This window comes from Microlunatus ginsengisoli (genome assembly GCF_039537205.1).
Taxonomy (GTDB): domain Bacteria; phylum Actinomycetota; class Actinomycetes; order Propionibacteriales; family Propionibacteriaceae; genus Microlunatus; species Microlunatus ginsengisoli.
Genome location: NZ_BAABAB010000033.1, coordinates 12,272 through 29,536 on the forward strand (window position 1 = coordinate 12,272; position 17,265 = coordinate 29,536).

Sequence of the window (17,265 nt, forward strand, 5' to 3'; positions counted from 1 at the left end):
CATGACCAAGCTGACCATGGCCAAGGCACTGAACGCGGGTCTGCGGCGGGCGCTCGAGGCCGATCCGAAGGTCGTCCTGGCGGGCGAGGACATCGGCAAGCTGGGTGGCGTCTTCCGGGTCACCGAGGGCCTGCAGAAGGACTTCGGCGAGCACCGGGTGATCGACTCCCCGCTCGCCGAGGCCGGCATCGTCGGTACGGCCGTGGGCATGGCGCTGCGCGGCTATCGCCCGGTGTGCGAGATCCAGTTCGACGGCTTCGTCTACCCGGCCTTCGACCAGATCGTCAGCCAGGTGGCGAAGATGCACAACCGTTCCCGCGGTCGGCTGCCGATGCCGGTGGTGATCAGGATCCCGTTCGGTGGCGGGATCGGCGCGGTGGAGCACCACAGCGAGTCTCCGGAGGCCTACTTCGCCCACACCGCCGGATTGAAGGTCGTCGCCTGCTCCAACCCGGTCGATGCCTATTGGATGATCCAGCAGGCGGTCGCCTCCGACGACCCGATCATCTTCCTGGAGCCGAAGCGGCGCTATCACGAACGGGCCGAGGTCGACGAGACAGCGACCCCGATGCCGCTGCACCAGTCCAGCGTCGTGCGCGAGGGCAGCGACATCACCGTCGTCGCGTACGGCCCGATGGTGCGGACCTGCGTCCAGGCGGCCGAGGCGGCCGAGGACGAGGGCCGCAGCATCGAGGTGATCGACCTCCGGACGCTCTCCCCACTCGATCTCGACCCGGTCACCGCGTCGGTCCGCAAGACCGGACGGCTGATCACCGTGCACGAGGCGCCGGTCAACCTGGGCCTCGGCGCCGAGCTCGCGGCCCGGGTGACCGAGCAGTGCTTCTATTCCCTCGAGGCGCCGGTGCTCCGGGTCGGCGGCTTCGACATGCCCTATCCCCCGAGCCGGATCGAGGACGAGTACCTTCCTGACCTGGACCGGGTGCTGGACGCGGTGGACCGGTCGCTGGCCTACTGATCGGAGCGGGACTGATGACCACACGTGAGTTCCGGCTGCCCGACCCCGGCGAGGGGTTGGTCGAGGCCGACATCGTCACCTGGCACGTCAAGGTCGGTGACCAGGTCGCGATCAACGACATCGTGGTCGAGGTGGAGACCAGCAAGTCGCTGGTGGAGCTCCCGATCCCGTTCGAGGGCACGGTCGCGGCGCTGCTGGTCAGCGAGGGCGACACCGTCGACGTGGGCACGCCGATCATCCGGATCTCCGACGGCGCAGCCGAACCGGCGCCCGGCACCCCCGGCGACGACATGGTGCCGACGCTGCCGGCGGAGTCCGGCCCGGAGCAGATCGTGCCGCCGGACGGAGGGTCCGCACAGGTCGAGCCGGCGCCGGCGACGGCCGAGGCGCCGACCGAGGGGCGAGTCGCCAACCTGGTCGGCTACGGACCGCGGACCACCGAGTCGAAGCGGCGGCCGCGCAAGTCTCCCGACCCGGGAACCGAGGCCGCGCACGAGCAGGTGGCCGCCCGCTCGTTCGCCACCGACGTACCGGTGTCGCGGCGGGCCGATCATCGTGAGCCGCTCCGGCCGCAGCAGACCGAACCGGTCGGCGAGCCGCTGCCCGGCCCGGGACACGCCGAGCCGGCATCGTCGCTCGGGGCCGGCGCGGTGCTGGCGAAGCCGCCGGTTCGCAAGCTGGCCAAGGATCTGGGCGTCGACCTGGGCACGCTTGCCGGCAGCGGTCCGGGCGGAGTGATCACCCGCGACGACGTCGAGCGCGCCGCCGTGCCGGACGAGTCCGAGGCCGATCAGGGACGCTTTGTGGCCTACGCCCCGCTGGCGGGCGACGTCCCCGAGACGCGGATCCCGATCAAGGGCGTGCGCAAGGCCACCGCCAAGGCGATGGTGGAGTCCGCGTTTACCGCACCCCACGTGACCGAGTGGGTCAGCGTCGACGTCTCCGCGACGATGGAGCTGGTCGAGCGGCTGAAGGCCCGGCGCGACTTCCGTGACCTCAAGATCACCCCGATGCTGATCATCGCCAAGGCCGTCTGCCTCGCCCTGCAACGCACTCCCGGGCTGAACGCGGCCTGGGACGAGGCCACCCAGGAGATCGTGATCAAGCACTCGATCAACCTGGGCATCGCCGCTGCCACCCCGCGCGGGCTGATGGTGCCGAACATCAAGGGCGCCCAGACGTACGACCTCCGCAGCCTGGCCATCGCGTTCGCCGACCTGGTCGCGACCGCCCGCGACGGCAAGCTGCAGCCCGCAGAGATGTCCGGCGGCACGTTCACGATCACCAACGTGGGTGTGTTCGGCGTCGACGGCGGCACCCCGATCCTCAACCCGGGCGAGGCGGGCATCCTCTGTGTCGGCCAGATCGCCCGCCGGCCGTGGGTCGTCGGCTCGGGTGACGACGAGCGGATCGTGCCGCGCTGGGTCAGCACGCTCGGCGTCTCGTTCGACCACCGGATGGTCGACGGCGAGCAAGGCTCGACCTTCCTCGCCGACGTCGCCGGCATCCTGACCGACCCCGGGCTCGCGCTCGTTTTCTAAGGGCTGCGCTCGCGCACGGGCGCGCGGGTCCGGCTCGTTCGTCGCGATCTGCGCTCGCCAGGCTGTCTTCGCTCGGGTTCCACCTTGTTCGCGCGTGAAGCTCGACGCGCGAACTGGGTCGAAGGCGCGCGAAGATGGCCGGCGGGGTCGGCCGGGTGCCTCCGGGGCCGGGCGGGGCCGGGCCGGGGCTGGGGGCGTGAGCGGCGGGCTGCGGCAGGATGGGCGGGTGGAGACGACCTGGACCGCGTACTGGACCGTCGGTCCCGGGCGGGGCGAGTTGCGGACGGAGCCGGCCCGCGCGGCCGGGCCCGGCGAGGTGACGGTCCGTACTCTGGTGTCGGGGATCAGCCGGGGAACCGAGCTGCTGGTGCACGCGAACGCGGTGCCGGCCGAGGTCGCGGACGTGATGCGGGCACCGTTCCAGGTCGGCAACTTCCCCGCCCCGGTGAAGTACGGCTATCTGTCGGTCGGCGTGGTGGAGGCTGGCCCGGACGAGCTGCGCGGCCGGCGGGTGTTCTGCCTGCACCCGCACCAGGACCGGTACGTCGTCCCCGTCTCCGCGGTCACGCCGGTGCCCGATGACGTGCCGACCGAACGTGCGGTGCTGGCCGGCACGGTCGAGACCGCGATCAACGCGCTCTGGGACGGCGCGCCGCGGATCGGCGACAAGATCGCGGTGATCGGCGCCGGCATGATCGGCGGCGCGCTGGCCCGGGTGCTGAGCTCCTTCCCGCTGGACCGGCTCCAGCTGGTCGACGTGAACCCGGCCCGGGCCACGCTGGCGGCGGATTCCGTGATCGACTTCGTCCCGCCCGACCGCGCGCTGGGCGACTGCGACCTGGTCTTCCACTGCTCGGCGAGCGAGTCCGGTCTCGCGACCGGGCTGTCGCTGCTCGGCTTCGAGGGCGAGCTGATCGAGCTGTCCTGGTTCGGCGAGCGAGCGCCGGCGGCACCGCTCGGCGGGGCGTTCCACGCCCGCCGGCTCACCGTCCGGGCCAGTCAGGTCGGTGCGGTGGCACCGGCCCGCCGCGCCCGCCGGAGCACCGCGGACCGGCTCGCGCTCGCGCTCGGGCAACTCCGCGATCCGGCGTACGACCGCTTCCTCACCGGGGCCTCCGACTTCGCCGAGTTGCCCGCCACGATGGTCGCGCTGAGCGACGACCGCGACGCACTCTGCCAGCTGATCCGTTATCCCGAAGGAGTCTGAGTGTTCCGGCTGACCGTCCGTGATCACGTGATGATCGCCCACAGCCTGCCGCACCCGAACTTCGGGCCGGCCCAGCAGCTGCACGGAGCGACGTACGTCGTCGAGCTGACCATGGTCCGCGACGGCCTCGGCGAGGACGGCACGGTGATCGACATCGGGGTCGCTGCCGACGTCCTGCGCGAGGTGCTGGCCGACCTGAACTACCGCAACCTCGATGATCATCCGGCGCTGGCGGGCATCCTCACCACGACCGAGGTGATGGCCCGCTACGTCGCCGAGCAGGTCGCCGAGCGGCTGCCGACCGCCGCACTGAGCAGCATCGAGGTCGTCCTGCGGGAGCATCCCGATGCCTGGGCCGGTTACGTTCTCCCGCTCTGATCGGGGTCTCGTGGGTGAGGGCAGGCTCGGGCTGATCACCTGGGGCGACGACTCGCCGACCGGCGGGAACGTCTACAACGAGGAACTGGTCGCCGCGCTCCGAGCGGGCGGCCTGGACGCGTCCCTGGTCCGGGTCGGGTCGGGCTGGCCGCGGCCGAGCGAGGCTGACCGGGCTCGGCTGCGCGCGGCGCTCGCCGAGTGGCCGGTCGTGCTGGTCGACGGCATCGTGGCCGGCAACGCCCCGGCCGAGCTCACCGCCGCGCGCCGGCTCGGCGCGCGGATCACCGTCCTCGTCCACCTGCCGCTGGCCGACGAGGCCGGACTGCCGGCCGGGCTGGCACGGGCGTACCTGGTGAGCGAGCGGGCGACGCTCGCCGCCGCGCACGCCGTCATCTGCCCGAGCCGGCACACGGCCGCCCGGCTCGGTGAGCGCTACGGCAGGGGCGACGCCGTCGTTGCCCACCCGGGCGCCGATCCCGCCGCGCTGGCGATCGGCAGCACGCCGCCACGACTGCTCTGCCTCGGCGCCGTCACCCCGACCAAGAACCAGCTCGCCCTGCTGGCCGCGTTGGCCGAGCTGTCGGAGCAGGACTGGTCGCTGTCGCTGGTCGGCTCGCACACCGCCGCCCCGGGCTACGCGGCGGACGTCCGCCGCCGAGCCGCAGAGCTGGGCGAGCGGGTGAGCATGTCGGCGCCGCTACGGGGCGACCAGCTGAACCGGCTCTGGTCGGCGACCGACCTGCTGGTGCTGTGCTCGCGAACCGAGACGTACGGGCTGGTGGTGACCGAGGCCCTGGCGCGCGGCATCCCGGCGATCGTGCCGGCCGGCACCGGTGCGGTGGAGGCGCTCGGCGAGGTCGACGGCCTGCCCCCAGGACGGGCCGTCGACCCCGACGAGCTGGCGGCCACCCTGCGCGGGTGGCTGACCGACCCCGAGCTCAGAGCCGAGTGGCGGCGGCGGGCGCTGTCACGGCGTGCGGTGCTGCCCGGCTGGCAGCGGACCGCGGAGATCGTCCGCGCCGCGATCGGCTGATCGCGAGAACGCCCGGGCGGCAGCGAGGTCGAACTCGCAGCAGAGGTCCTCGCCCATCACGTAGCGCCGCCCGGGTGCCCGCAGCGCGTCCGCGAGCCGATCGGGACCGCTGAACCGGATCCCCGGAATGCCGTCGCCGATGAACACCGGTGCGGTGGTGAGCCAGAGGCGGTCCAGGACGCCCGCGGAGAGGAACGCCGACACCAGCCGGCCGCCGCCCTCGACCAGCACCCGGCCGAGGCCACGGGCGCGGAGCTCACCGAGCACCGTCGACGGCGCGAAGCCGGCCCGGCCGGTCGGGAGCCGGACGATCTCGACGTGCGGTTTGACCGCATCCGGCGCTGTCGCCTGCGGACCGAGCATCCACAGGGTCGGCACCAGGCCGTCCTCCAGCACCCGGGCGTCGGGCCGCACCCGACCCCGCGGATCGAGCACCACGCGGACCGGTGAGGCCCCGGTCACCGCCCGTACGGTCAGCCGCGGATCGTCCGCGATCACCGTCGAGGCGCCCACCACGACCGCGTCCACCAACGCCCGCAACCGGTGCAGATGTGTCCGGTCCGCCGGGCCGGACACGTAGTCCGCGTCCCCGGTCCGGGTGGCGATGAAGCCGTCCACGCTCTGGGCGAGCTGGGCGATGGTCAGCTCCCGGCCCGCCGCGACCAGCGGACCGTAGCGCTCGACTAGATCGCGGTCAGCCGCCGCAACGACGTTCTCCGGGATGCGCGCGCTGGTCAGCGAGTGCCAGACATCCTCCCAGGGCGGCGCGCTGTCGTGGCCCATCCGGAGCCGCTTGGTGGTCAGGTAGAACGTGTTCTCCGGACGGTCCGGGACGGCGAGCCCGTGCCGCGCCACCACCTGGACGCCCAGCCGGGTCAGCTGAACGACCTTGTCCGGGTTCGACGACAGCAGCCGGATCCGCCGGACGCCGAGCTCGGCCAGGATGTCCGCCGCGGCCTCGTAGCCGCGCGCGTCGGCGGGATAGCCGAGCTCGAGATTCGCGTCGACGGTGTCGAAGCCTTGGTCCTGCAGGGCGTACGCGCGCAGCTTGGCCAGCAGACCGATCCCGCGTCCCTCGTGCCCACGGAGATAGACGATGATTCCGCGGCGTTCGTGGCCGATCTCGCGGAACGCAGCCTCCAGCTGCTCGCCGCAGTCGCAGCGCCGCGAGCCGAGCGCGTCGCCGGTCAGGCACTCCGAGTGCACCCGGACCAGGGGCGGCGGGCCGCTGCGGGGGCCGACGTCGCCCAGCACCAGCGCGACGTGCTCGTCCCCGTGCGGATCGGCGAACCCGAGCATCCGGAACAGGCCGTGCTCGGTGGCCAGGGTGGTCTCGACCAGGCACTCGGTGCCGTGCGGCCGGATCTGCGTCACGCTCACATGCTGGTACACGTCACAGGGAGGCGGGTAGTTCAGGTCGCGATACCCTCACCACCCGGAACTCTCGAGAGGCGCGCCCGTGACCGGTTTTCCCGAGTCGCTGCCCATCGCCCGTACGCCCGACCCCACGTCGGCACCCGCGTTGCGCTGGGGTGTGCTGGGCACCGGCTGGATCGCCGAGCGGTTCGTCGGCTCGCTGCAGCGGCACTCCAGCCAGCGGGTGGTCGCCGTGGGTTCGCGCGGCTCGGCCGGTGCCGCGAGCTTCGCCGAGCGGGTGGGCATCGAGCGGGCCCACGGCGGCTACGAGGCCCTGGTCGCCGACCCCGAGGTCGACGTGGTCTACGTGGCGACGCCGCACAACGTCCACCTGCCGTGTGCGCTGCTCGCCCTCGAGGCGGGCAAGCACACCCTGGTCGAGAAGCCGATCGGGCTGAACGCCGGCCAGGCCCGCGAGATCGCCGAGGTGGCCCAGCGCCGCGAGCTCTTCTGCATGGAGGCCTACTGGACCGCCTTCCTGCCCAAGTTCGACGTCCTGCGCCAGATTCTCGACGCCGGCGTCCTGGGCGAGCTCACCGCCGTCGTCGCCGACTTCGGCGAGTGGTTCCCCGACGACCACCGGATCCGGCGCCCGGCGCTCGCCGGCGGCCCGATGCTGGACCTGGGGACGTACCTGGTCAGCTTCGTGCTGGACGTCCTCGGCTCGCCCGACCACGTGCTCGCTCGCGGGGTGCCGACCGGGACCGGGGTCAACGGTCAGACCGCGATGATCATGACCCGAGGCAGGCAGCAGGCGGTGCTGCACACCAGCCTGTTGAGCAACACGCCGACCGCCGCGACCATCGCCGGCAGCCAGGCCACGATCCGCATCGACGGCCCGTTCTACCAGCCGGGTGGCTTCACCCTGACCGCCAGCGACCTGACCGCGAGCCTGCGGTACGAGGAGCCGCTGGACAAGCACGAGGCGCTGCACTTTCAGGCGGCCGAGGTGGCTCGCCGGATCAACGCCGGCGAGACCGGTTCGCCGCTGCGGCCGTTGTCGGTCAGTATCGAGGTGCTGCGGGTGATGGACGAGGTACGTCGGCAGACGGGCGATCTGTTCCGCGAGGAGCGCGATGGTCGATGACGAGTGGGCAGCCGGCCGCCGGGTCACCCTGAGCGACGTCGCGACGTACGCCGCGGTGTCGCGGGCGCTGGTGTCGATCGTCATGCGCGACGCACCCGGCGCCAGCGCGGCCACCCGGGCGCGGGTGCGCGCCGCCGCCGAGAACCGCGGCTACAACCTCGTGCTCAGCCCGGTCAGCCGGGGCCGCGACGAGGCACGCCGCGCCGGCCTGCCTGACCCACCCCCGCAGCTCGCCCGGCCGCTGCGCCCCCAGGTCCTGCTCCACACCCCTGCCTGCCGCTCCACACCCGTGGTACGCGGTGTGAAGCGCCAGTCTGGGGTGTGAAGCGGGGCCCGGGGGACGTGGCGGCCCGGACCGGCGCCTGCGGCGTGCCCGGTCGGGCGCGGTGTGGTCCGGCGCGGTGTGGTCCGGCCGGGTGTGGCTCGGCCCGGTCAGCCCAGGGAGCCGGAGACCAGGTCGTCGACGGAGACGGGCCGGCGCGACTCGACCAGCTCGGTCAGGGCGTCGCCGTCGTCCCAGGCGTTGACGTTCATGGCGGCGGCGACGTGGTCGTCGCGCAGCCAGAAGGCGATGAACTCGCGCGCCTCCAGATCGCCGCGGATCACCAGCCGGTCGCGCGCGGGGTCGGCCAGGCCGCGGTACTCGCAGCCGAGGTCGTACTGGTCGGAGAAGAAGAACGGCCGGAGTTCGTACGGCCTGCTCTCGCCAAGCAGGTTGGCGGCCACGTGCTTGCCCTGCTCCAGCGCGTTCGCCCAGTGCTCCACCCGGACCCGCTCGGCGTAGAACGGGTGGTCGTGCGCCGCGACGTCGCCGGCGGCGTAGATGTCGGCATCGGACGTCCGGAGCGCGGCGTCCACCGCGATCCCGCCCGCCGCCAGCTCCAGGCCGGCGGCGTCCGCGAGCGCGATGTTCGGGATCGCGCCGACCCCGACCACCACGGTGTCGGCCGGCACGGTCGCGCCGCCGGCCAGCCGGACCTCGCTCACGGCGTCGTCGCCGGCGAAGCCGGTCACGCCCACGCCGAGCCGGAGATCGACGTCGTGCTCGCGGTGCAGCGCCGCGAACGCGCTGCCGACCTGGTCGCCCAGCACGCGCACCAGCGGTGCGGACAGCGGGTCCAGCATGGTCACCTGCGCACCGTGCTTGCGGGCCGCGGCCGCGGTCTCACAGCCGATCCAGCCCGCGCCGACGATCACCACCTGCGCGCCCTCGGTGAACCTCGCGCGCAGCGCCAGCGAGTCGTCGTAGGTGCGCAACGTACCGACTCCGTCCAGGTCCGCGCCGGCCAGATCGAGCCGCCGGGGTGCCGATCCGGTGGCGATCAGCAGCTTGTCGTACGCGTGCTCGCGACCCCCGGCGCTGACCACCTTCCGGCCGGGATCGATCGACGTCGCCACCGTCCCGGTCACCAGCGTCGCCCGGTCGGCCCAGAACGACTCCTCGCCGACCCAGTCCGGCTCCTCGGCATCCCCGAGCAGGACGGACTTGGACAGCGGCGGGCGCTCGTACGGACGATGCGGCTCCTCGCCGATCACGGTCAGGTCCCCGTCGTAGCCCTGCTCGCGCAGCGCGAGCGCGGCCGAGCCGCCGGCCAACGAGGCTCCGATGATGACGATCCGTTCGGGGGTGCTCATGGCCCATGTCTACCCGCCCTTGGCGCGGATCGGCACGGCGGGCCGACTCGTCACGGCCGACGGGGTGCAGACTCCGGTGCGCCGTGCGGCATCCTTGGATGCGCAGGACGACATCGCCCGGGCGGGGGGACGACCTACAACCATGTTCGTACGCGCTCGTGCGCGCCTTCTCGCCCTGCTGAGCGTGGCCTTGCTCGCCTATCCGCTGGCCGGTTGCGGCACTGCGCCCGAATCGCCGCCGTTCGGACCCTCGGCGGCGGTCACCGCGTCGCCGACGTCGTCGGCGCCCCCGTCCTCGGCCCCGCCGTCGTCGATGTCGCCGACCCCGGCACCGCGTACGTCCTCGGCCGGGCCGGTGGTCCACGTGGTTCCCGCCGCGCCGCCGAAGAACCCGGAGGTGCTGCCGAAGCCGAAACCGGCGCCGTTGCCGGCGGATCCTCGTCACCTACCGGGCGCGCCGCCCGGATCGCGCGGGGTGGTCTATCTGACCTTCGACGACGGTCCCAGCACGTTCACCCCGGAGATCCTGCGAATCCTGACCAGGACCCACTCGACGGCGACGTTCTTCCAGCTGGGCGTGAACCAACGGCTCTACCCCGACCTGGTGGGGGCCGTCCGAGCCCAAGGCAGTTCGATCGGCAACCACACCTACGACCACCGCGATCTGACCATGATGTCGAACGCCGGCGTGCGGTCGGAACTGAAGCGCGGACCGAAGGGCAGCAAGTGCGCCCGGCCGCCGTACGGCGCCACGACCCCGCGGGTCCGCCAACTGATCAACGGCATGGGGATGACCCAGATGCTGTGGAGCAACGACACCAGCGACTGGAGCAGGCCGGGATCGAGGGTGATCTATCTGCGTGCGGCGGGACCCCAGATCGGCAACGGCAGCGTGGTGCTGATGCACGACGGTGGTGGCCCCCGCGCTCAGACGGTCGCCGCGCTGCCGAAGATCATCGCGGAGCTGCAGCGTCGTGGCTACCTGATCCGCAAGCTCCCCGGCTGCTGACGCGTCCCGGGGCGGAGCGGACTAGAAGGCGGCCTCGGGCAGGTCCATCACCGCGAGGTCGGTGGCCTCGGCGATGGCCCGCTCGGCGGCGAGCTTCGGCAGCACGGTCCGGGCGAACCAGCGGGCCGAGGCGACCTTGCCCTCGTAGAACCGCTGCTCCGATTCGGTCAGGTCGGTGTTCAGCTTGTCGAGCGCCACCTCGGCACCGCGCAGCAGCAGCCAGGCGCAGACCACGTCGCCGAACGCCATCAGCAGCCGGGTGGTGTTCAGCCCGACCTTGTAGACGTCCCGCGGGTCGCCCTCCGGCGAGCCGGCCGCGGTCAGCGACTCCACCATCGTCTCGACGATGGCACCGGCGTCGATCAGACCCTGCTGGAGCAGCTCGCGCTCCTCCTTGAGCTGCCCGTTCCCGGCCTGGCGGCCGATGAACTGCATGATCTCCGCCGAGATCGCGCCGAGCGCCAGACCCTTGTTGCGGACGATCTTGCGGAAGAACAGGTCCTGGCCCTGGATCGCGGTCGTCCCCTCGTACAGCGTGTCGATCTTGGCGTCGCGGACGTACTGCTCGATCGGGTAGTCCTGCAGGAACCCGGAGCCGCCGAAGGTCTGCAGCGACTCTGTGCCGAGGAGCACCCAGGACCGCTCCGAGCCATAGCCCTTGACGATCGGCAGCAGCAGGTCGTTCAGCTTCTCCGCGGCGACGTCCCGCTCGCCGGCGGCCTTGGCCAGCGCCACCCGGTCCTGGATGCTCGCGGTGTAGAGCACCAGCGCGCGCATGCCCTCGACGAACGCCTTCTGCGTCAGCAGCGACCGGCGTACGTCCGGGTGGTGGGTGATCGTGACCCGCGGCGCCGCCTTGTCCGCGGCCATGATCAGGTCGGCGCCCTGGATCCGCGTCTTGGCGTAGTCCAACGCGTTCAGGTAGCCCGTCGACAGGGTCGCGATCGCCTTCGTGCCGACCATCATCCGCGCGTGCTCGATCACCTGGAACATCTGCGCGATGCCGTCGTGCACCTCGCCGAGCAGCCAGCCTCTGGCCGGCGCCCCGGCACCGATCGACGGGTCGCCGAAGGTCAGCTCGCAGGTGGTGGAGACCTTGATCCCCATCTTGTGCTCGACGCCGGTGACGTAGACGCCGTTGCGTTCCCCGGTCAGCTCGCCGGTCTCGAGGTCGAAGTGGTGCTTGGGCACGACGAACAGCGACAGTCCCTTGGTGCCCGGGCCGCCGTGGCCCTCGACGCCGACCGGCCGGGCCAGCACCAGGTGCACGATGTTCTCGCTCATGTCGTGCTCGGCGGAGGTGATGAACCGCTTGACGCCCTCGATGTGCCAGCTGCCGTCCGGCTGGGGAATCGCCCGGGTCCGGCCGGCGCCGACGTCGGAGCCGGCGTCCGGCTCGGTCAGCACCATGGTGGCGCCCCACTGGCGCTCGATCATGTGCCGGGCGATCTTCCGGTCTCGCTCGACCCCGTTGTTCCAGAGCACGGTCGCGAACTTGGGGCCGGCGCTGTAGATGTACACGGCCGGGTTGGCGCCGAGCGTGAGCTCGTTCACCGCCCACTGCAGCGACGGCGGGGTGGTCTGGCCGCCCAGCTCGCTCGGCAGCTCGAGCTGATAGAAGCCCGCGTCCATGTACGCCTGGAAGGACTTCTTGAAGGCGGCCGGAACGGCGACCGTGTGGTCGGCGGGATCGAAGACGGGTGGCTCGTGATCGGAGGAGGCGAACGAGTCGGCCAGCTTGGTCCCGGCCAGGTGCTCGACCTCGGTCAGCACGGCGACCGCGGTGTCGTGGTCGAGATCCTCGTACGGCCCCCGCCCGAGCACCTCGTCGCGCCCGAGCACCTCGAACAGGTTGAAGACGATGTCCCGCAGATTCGACTTGTAGTGCCCCATGACGCTCCCCACCTCGACTCTCCGGACGGGCGACCGGCTAAGTTACCCATCAGTAACTTCCAGTATGCTACTCGCCGGTAACCTGGACAAGCGGCGTACCCGAACCGTGATCTTCGGCGGGGTGCCGCCGCCGCGCCGAGGCATCCGGGCCGCCTTTCCCCGGCGCGTCAGAACAGCGTTTCGGCCAGCCCCTTGTCATGATCAACTCGGCGGTTACATAATCCGCAGAGGCGGTAATTCCCCGTGCCGCACCGGCGAGAGGCGGTCGCATGACTCAGCTCGACACCAACTGGTTCGATTACGGCGTCCTCATCATCTATTTCGCGCTCGTGATCGCCATCGGCGTCCTGGCCAGGCGAGCGATCGCGACCAGCGAGGACTTCCTGCTGTCCGGCCGGTCGCTGCCGGCCTGGGTCACCGGGCTGGCCTTCATCTCCGCCAACCTCGGTGCGATCGAGATCTTGGGGATGGCGGCCAACGGCGCCCAGTACGGCATCTCGACGGTCCACTTCTATTGGATCGGTGCGGTGCCCGCCATGGTCTTCCTCGGCCTGGTGATGATGCCGTTCTACTACGGCTCGCGAGTGCGCAGTGTGCCCGAGTACCTGCGCCGCCGGTTCAACCGCCCGACCCACCTGTGGAACGCGGTCAGCTTCGCGGTGGCCAGCGTGCTGACCGCCGGCGTCAACCTGTACGCGCTGTCGCTGGTGATCCAGGCCCTGCTCGGCTGGCCGCAGTGGTTCTCGATCGTCGTCTCCGCCGTCCTGGTGCTGGCCTACATCACCCTCGGCGGCCTGTCCGGCGCGATCTACAACGAGGTGCTGCAGTTCTTCGTGATCATCGCGGGCCTGATCCCGATCGTGGTCATCGGCATGAAGTCGGTCGGCGGCTACGAGGGCCTGAAGGAGAAGGTGCTGGCCCAGCCGGGGACCGAGGGCTTCTTCAGTGCCTGGGGCGGCACCCAGGTCGGGAACTGGACCAATCCCCTCGGTGACTGGATCGGCATCGTGATGGGCCTGGGATTCGTGCTCTCGTTCGGGTACTGGACGACGAACTTCACCGAGGTCCAGCGCGCGCTGTCGGCGAAGAACCTCTCCGCGGCCGAACGGACGCCGCTGATCGGGGCCTTCCCGAAGATCTTCATCCCGTTCCTGACCATCGTCCCCGGTCTGATCGCCGTCGCGATCTTCCCCAACTTCGGCAAGGAAGGCTCGGGGATGACGTACAACGACGCGATCCCCGCGCTGATGAACGAGTTCCTGCCGAACGGCACCCTGGGCATCGCCCTGGCCGGTCTGCTCGCGGCGTTCATGGCCGGCATGGCGGCCAACGTGAGCTCGTTCAACACGGTCTTCACCTACGACATCTGGCAGACGTACGTGAAGAAGGGCCAGTCCGACCGGTACTACCTGAACGTCGGCCGGGTGATCACCATCGTCGGCATCATCGCCGGCATCGGGACCGCGTTCATCGCGTCGCAGTTCAGCAACATCATGAACTACATCCAGACGCTGTTCTCGTTCTTCAACGCGCCGGTGTTCGCCACCTTCATCATCGGCATGTTCTGGAAGCGGATGACACCCTGGGCCGGCTTCTTCGGTCTGGTCTCGGGCTTCCTGGCGGCGTTCACCTTCCAGTACTTCATCGGCCCGAACATCGCCTACTTCTATGCCGGTCAGAGCATGGAGAACCCGATCAACGCGCAAATGCTGAACTTCTACGGCGCGATCGCGGCGTTCGTGGTCGACGCGGTCGTCACCGTCGTGGTGACCCTGGTGACCAAGCCGAAACCGGTCGGGGAGCTGAAGGGGCTGGTCTGGGGCGTCCCCGATCCCGAGGCCGGCGATCCGCACGAAGGCTACGTCCGCAAGTGGTACGAGTCGCCCAAGCTGCTCGGCTTCACCGCCCTCGGCCTGGTCGTCATCTTGTCGATCATCTTCGACTGAGGCAGGAGACACTCCCATGGAACACGAACCCACCGCGGACGAGATGGCCCCGAAGGATGCGCCCAAGTCTGCTGCCGCGAAGCTCTTCGACCTGCGCATCATGATCGGTGGTCTGTTCACCCTGTACGGCGTGGCGCTGACCATCTACGGCTTCTTCACCACACCGGCCGAGCTGGAGAAGGCGGCCGGGATCAACATCAACCTGTGGCTCGGTCTGGCCATGCTGCTCCTCGGCGTGGTCTTCCTGCTCTGGGCCCGGTTGTCGCCGGTGGTCCACGAAGCGCCCCCGGAGGGAGCCGACGCCAGGCCACCGATGCACTGAGGACCGCGTCGCTTCGAGCACGCGCATCGACGCCGTCGGGGCTCCGGCGGCGTCGTCGCGTTTCACTCGGGTGACGGCGACCCGACGGTCGGATGATTTCTTCGACCCGCAGGTGTAACTGTCGGTGGTTCGGGGCACTCTGGAGGGACGGGTAGGCGACGGCGGGAGGACCCGAGTGCCGCAGCGGAACGCGATCGACCCGGCCGGGCATCCGGGCGGGCGGGATCGAGTGCTGCCGAGCGTCGACGCCGCCCGGACGTACGCGGCGGAGCAGGCGCTCTGCCCCGGGCCGATCGGCCGGGTCGGGCTCGAGCTCGAGGGCCACCTGGTGGATCGGGATGACCTTGCCCGGAGGATCCCCTGGGACGAGGTGACCCGGCTGCGGGAACTGGTCCCGCCGCTGCCGCACGGGAGCCTGCTGAGCGTCGAGCCGGGCGGCCAGCTCGAGCTGTCCACCCTGCCCGCGGCCGACGTGGCGGGCGCCGTGGCCGCGCTGCTCGCCGATCGACAGGTGCTCGCCGACACGCTCCGGACTCAGGGCTACGGAATCGCCTATCTCGGCCTCGATCCGGTGCGCCCACCGGAGCGCGTGAATCCAGCCGAGCGGTACGCGCTGATGGAGCGGTACTTCGACGGTTGCGGATGCGGGGTGGCGGCCCGCCGGCTGATGTCGGCCAGCGCCGGGCTCCAGCTCAACCTGGAGGCCGGGCCGCCGGGCGGCTGGCCGGACCGGCTACGCCGGATCTACCGGCTCGGGCCCGTGCTGACCGCCATCTCGGCGTGCTCCGCGCAGGCCGCCGACCCGGGTCCGGGATCGGGGCTGGCGACGGGTGGTGCGGCGTCGATGCGGCAGCAGGCCTGGTTCGCGCTCGAGCCGGCCCGGACGGTGCCGGTGCCCTTCGGCGGCGAGCCGGGGCTCGCCTGGGCCGACTATGCGCTGCGCGCCCCGTTGATGCTGCTGCGCGCGGCGGACGGCGCGCTGGTCGAGGCGCCCCCGGGACTGACCTTCGGTGCGTGGGCGGCCGGATCGGAGCGGGTGGACCGGCCGCCGACCGTGGCCGACCTCGACTATCACCTGACCACCCTGTTCCCGGTGATCCGCCCCCGCGGCTTCCTGGAGCTGCGCTTCCTGGACGCAGCGCCGACCCGGTTCTGGCCCGGCCTGGCCGCGATCGTGGCAACCCTGATCGACGACCCGGTGGCCGCCGACCGCGCCGCCGGTGCCGTCGGCGATCGCGCGGCCGAGCCGACGCTCGATTGGCCGGCGGCCGCCCGCGACGGGCTGCGCACCCCCGAGTTCCGGCGGCTGGCGGCGCGCTGCGCCGCCATCGCCGTCGAGCACTGTCCCGACGACCTACGTGACCGGGCGGCGGACTACGCCGCGTTGGTCGACTCCGGCCGGACGCCCGGCGACCTGCTCCGCGACGAGGCGGACGGCGACGGGTGGCGACTCCTCGAAAAGGCCCTCGAATGACCGAACCTCGAAACCGACCCAGAACCGAACCCCGAACCGAATCCGGGCCGAGCGACGACGCCCCGGCGCCGGACCGGATCGCCGGCGGGCTGCAGCACGCGCGGCAGCGCACCCTCACGTTGAACGGCTTCGAGGACGCCGAGCTGACCCGCCAGCACAGCCCGCTGATGAGCCCGCTGGTCTGGGACCTCGCCCACGTCGGACAGCAGGAGGACCTCTGGCTGCTCCGCGGCGGAAACGCCGCCTGCGCCGGTTTGCTGCCGCTCGATGCCGACCGGCTCTATGACGCGTTCCGCTCCACCCGGGCGGAACGGGCCGGGATGCCGCTGCTGTCGCCCACGGCCGCCCGGAGGTTCATTGCCGAGGTCCGGGGCCTGGCGCTGGACCGGCTCGCGGCGATCGGCGACCCCGCGCCGACCGACCTGTTCCCGTTCGCCATGGTCGAGCAGCACGAGCAGCAGCACGTCGAGACGATGTATGCCACCCATCAGCTGCGCGACGGCGACCCGCTGCTCGGCGCCGGCGCGCCGCTGCCGGCCGGCCGGTCGGTCCCCGCCGACGCCGTCCTGGTGCCGGCCGGTGAGTTCCAGGCCGGAGTGGACGCGACGTACGAGCCGTGGTCGCTGGACAACGAGCGGCCCGGCCACGTCGTCGACCTGCCCGCGTTCCGGATCGCCCGGGTGCCGGTCAGCAACGCCGACTGGCAGCGGTTCATCGACGACGGCGGCTACCGGACCCGGGCCTGGTGGTCCGAACGCGGTTGGACGCACCGCAGCGAGCACGGCCTGGTCCGGCCGCAGTTCTGGCAGGCCGACGGCAGCCGACGCCGGTTCGGCCTGGTGGAGGACATCCCGGCCGACGAGCCGGTGCAGCACGTCTGTTACTTCGAGGCGGAGGCGTACGCGGCCTGGGCCGGTGCCCGGCTGCCGACCGAGCTGGAGTGGGAGAAGGCCTGCATCTGGGACCCGGCGCGCGGCCGGCGGCGGCGTTGGCCGTGGGGGGACACCGCGCTGACCGAAGCGCTGGCCAACGTCGGCGGCCAGGCGCTGCGCCCGGCGCCGATCGGTGCCTATCCCGCCGGCGCCTCGGCCTATGGCGTGGAGCAGCTGATCGGCGACGTCTGGGAGTGGACGTCGTCGGACTTCCTGCCGTGGCCCGGCTTCCGACCGATGCTGTACGCGCAGTACAGCGCGCCTTTCTTCGGAGGCGACTACAAGGTCCTCCGCGGCGGGTCGTGGGCCGTCGCGGCCAGCACGATCAGGCCGTCCTTCCGGAATTGGGACCTCCCGCTGCGGCGGCAGATCTTCTCCGGCGTCCGGCTGGCCTGGAACGTGGAGGGCTGAGGCCG

General features: G+C 71.6%; 15 protein-coding genes. 12 read left to right on the forward strand and 3 right to left on the reverse strand.

Annotated elements, in window-relative coordinates:
- Window position 1: 1 nt before the first annotated feature.
- From ABD747_RS20035 to ABD747_RS20055, 5 genes are all read left to right on the forward strand, one after another.
- Window positions 2-976 carry an alpha-ketoacid dehydrogenase subunit beta gene (locus ABD747_RS20035; protein ID WP_344807925.1) on the forward strand — a complete coding sequence of 325 codons (975 nt, stop codon included), beginning with the start codon at window positions 2-4 and terminating at the stop codon, window positions 974-976.
- Window positions 977-990: 14 nt separating this feature from the next.
- Window positions 991-2,517 (forward strand): dihydrolipoamide acetyltransferase family protein, encoded by a 1,527-nt coding sequence (locus ABD747_RS20040; protein WP_344807927.1) that lies wholly within the window; start codon window positions 991-993, stop codon window positions 2,515-2,517.
- 226 nt (window positions 2,518-2,743) lie between these two features.
- A complete protein-coding gene (locus ABD747_RS20045; RefSeq protein ID WP_344807929.1) occupies window positions 2,744-3,724 on the forward strand; it encodes a zinc-dependent alcohol dehydrogenase in 981 nt (326 codons plus the stop codon).
- The gene (locus ABD747_RS20050) at window positions 3,725-4,102 is read left to right on the forward strand and encodes a 6-pyruvoyl trahydropterin synthase family protein (RefSeq protein ID WP_344807931.1); all 378 of its coding nucleotides are present in this window, start codon (window positions 3,725-3,727) and stop codon (window positions 4,100-4,102) included.
- 10 nt (window positions 4,103-4,112) lie between these two features.
- The gene (locus tag ABD747_RS20055; protein WP_344807933.1) at window positions 4,113-5,135 is read left to right on the forward strand and encodes a glycosyltransferase family 4 protein; all 1,023 of its coding nucleotides are present in this window, start codon (window positions 4,113-4,115) and stop codon (window positions 5,133-5,135) included.
- On the opposite strand, the gene ribA is transcribed toward ABD747_RS20055, so the two are convergent.
- Window positions 5,070-6,509 carry a GTP cyclohydrolase II gene (ribA, locus tag ABD747_RS20060; RefSeq protein ID WP_344807935.1) on the reverse strand — a complete coding sequence of 480 codons (1,440 nt, stop codon included), beginning with the start codon at window positions 6,507-6,509 and terminating at the stop codon, window positions 5,070-5,072. The genes ABD747_RS20055 and ribA overlap by 66 nt on opposite strands.
- Window positions 6,510-6,594: 85 nt before the next feature.
- Here ribA and ABD747_RS20065 point away from each other — a divergent pair, with 85 nt between their 5' ends.
- Window positions 6,595-7,638, forward strand: a complete 1,044-nt coding sequence (locus tag ABD747_RS20065; RefSeq protein ID WP_344807936.1) for a Gfo/Idh/MocA family protein — start codon at window positions 6,595-6,597, stop codon at window positions 7,636-7,638.
- Window positions 7,628-7,963, forward strand: coding sequence for a LacI family DNA-binding transcriptional regulator (locus ABD747_RS20070; RefSeq protein WP_344807938.1), 336 nt, complete (start codon window positions 7,628-7,630; stop codon window positions 7,961-7,963). The genes ABD747_RS20065 and ABD747_RS20070 overlap by 11 nt, the downstream gene beginning before the upstream one ends.
- Before the next feature lie 107 nt (window positions 7,964-8,070).
- On the opposite strand, the gene ABD747_RS20075 is transcribed toward ABD747_RS20070, so the two are convergent.
- Window positions 8,071-9,273 (reverse strand): NAD(P)/FAD-dependent oxidoreductase, encoded by a 1,203-nt coding sequence (locus tag ABD747_RS20075; RefSeq protein WP_344807940.1) that lies wholly within the window; start codon window positions 9,271-9,273, stop codon window positions 8,071-8,073.
- On the opposite strand from ABD747_RS20075, the gene ABD747_RS20080 reads away from it, so the two are divergent.
- Window positions 9,248-10,282, forward strand: a complete 1,035-nt coding sequence (locus ABD747_RS20080) for a polysaccharide deacetylase family protein (protein ID WP_344807941.1) — start codon at window positions 9,248-9,250, stop codon at window positions 10,280-10,282. The genes ABD747_RS20075 and ABD747_RS20080 overlap by 26 nt on opposite strands.
- A 21-nt stretch (window positions 10,283-10,303) precedes the next feature.
- On the opposite strand, the gene ABD747_RS20085 is transcribed toward ABD747_RS20080, so the two are convergent.
- Window positions 10,304-12,175 (reverse strand): acyl-CoA dehydrogenase, encoded by a 1,872-nt coding sequence (locus ABD747_RS20085; protein WP_344807943.1) that lies wholly within the window; start codon window positions 12,173-12,175, stop codon window positions 10,304-10,306.
- Between the two features lie 269 nt (window positions 12,176-12,444).
- Between ABD747_RS20085 and ABD747_RS20090 the strand changes: the two genes are divergently transcribed.
- From ABD747_RS20090 to egtB, 4 genes are all read left to right on the forward strand, one after another.
- Complete coding sequence (locus tag ABD747_RS20090; RefSeq protein ID WP_344807945.1) at window positions 12,445-14,121, forward strand: sodium:solute symporter family protein; 1,677 nt, start codon at window positions 12,445-12,447, stop codon at window positions 14,119-14,121.
- A gap of 16 nt (window positions 14,122-14,137) precedes the next feature.
- The gene (locus tag ABD747_RS20095) at window positions 14,138-14,443 is read left to right on the forward strand and encodes a hypothetical protein (RefSeq protein ID WP_344807947.1); all 306 of its coding nucleotides are present in this window, start codon (window positions 14,138-14,140) and stop codon (window positions 14,441-14,443) included.
- Between the two features lie 175 nt (window positions 14,444-14,618).
- A complete protein-coding gene (locus ABD747_RS20100; protein WP_344807949.1) occupies window positions 14,619-15,917 on the forward strand; it encodes a glutamate-cysteine ligase family protein in 1,299 nt (432 codons plus the stop codon).
- Window positions 15,914-17,260 carry an ergothioneine biosynthesis protein EgtB gene (egtB, locus tag ABD747_RS20105; RefSeq protein ID WP_344807951.1) on the forward strand — a complete coding sequence of 449 codons (1,347 nt, stop codon included), beginning with the start codon at window positions 15,914-15,916 and terminating at the stop codon, window positions 17,258-17,260. The genes ABD747_RS20100 and egtB overlap by 4 nt, the downstream gene beginning before the upstream one ends.
- Window positions 17,261-17,265: the final 5 nt, after the last annotated feature.

Bases quoted from the DNA above. Each gene is read 5' to 3' on its own strand.
- ABD747_RS20035 (WP_344807925.1), top strand. From the start codon at position 2: ATGACCAAGCTGACCATGGCCAAGGCACTGAACGCGGGTCTGCGGCGG.
- ABD747_RS20040 (WP_344807927.1), top strand. From the start codon at position 991: ATGACCACACGTGAGTTCCGGCTGCCCGACCCCGGCGAGGGGTTGGTC.
- ABD747_RS20070 (WP_344807938.1), top strand. From the start codon at position 7,628: ATGGTCGATGACGAGTGGGCAGCCGGCCGCCGGGTCACCCTGAGCGAC.
- ABD747_RS20080 (WP_344807941.1), top strand. From the start codon at position 9,248: ATGACGATCCGTTCGGGGGTGCTCATGGCCCATGTCTACCCGCCCTTG.
- ABD747_RS20075 (WP_344807940.1), bottom strand. From the start codon at position 9,273: ATGAGCACCCCCGAACGGATCGTCATCATCGGAGCCTCGTTGGCCGGC.
- ABD747_RS20085 (WP_344807943.1), bottom strand. From the start codon at position 12,175: ATGGGGCACTACAAGTCGAATCTGCGGGACATCGTCTTCAACCTGTTC.
- ABD747_RS20090 (WP_344807945.1), top strand. From the start codon at position 12,445: ATGACTCAGCTCGACACCAACTGGTTCGATTACGGCGTCCTCATCATC.
- ABD747_RS20095 (WP_344807947.1), top strand. From the start codon at position 14,138: ATGGAACACGAACCCACCGCGGACGAGATGGCCCCGAAGGATGCGCCC.
- egtB (WP_344807951.1), top strand. From the start codon at position 15,914: ATGACCGAACCTCGAAACCGACCCAGAACCGAACCCCGAACCGAATCC.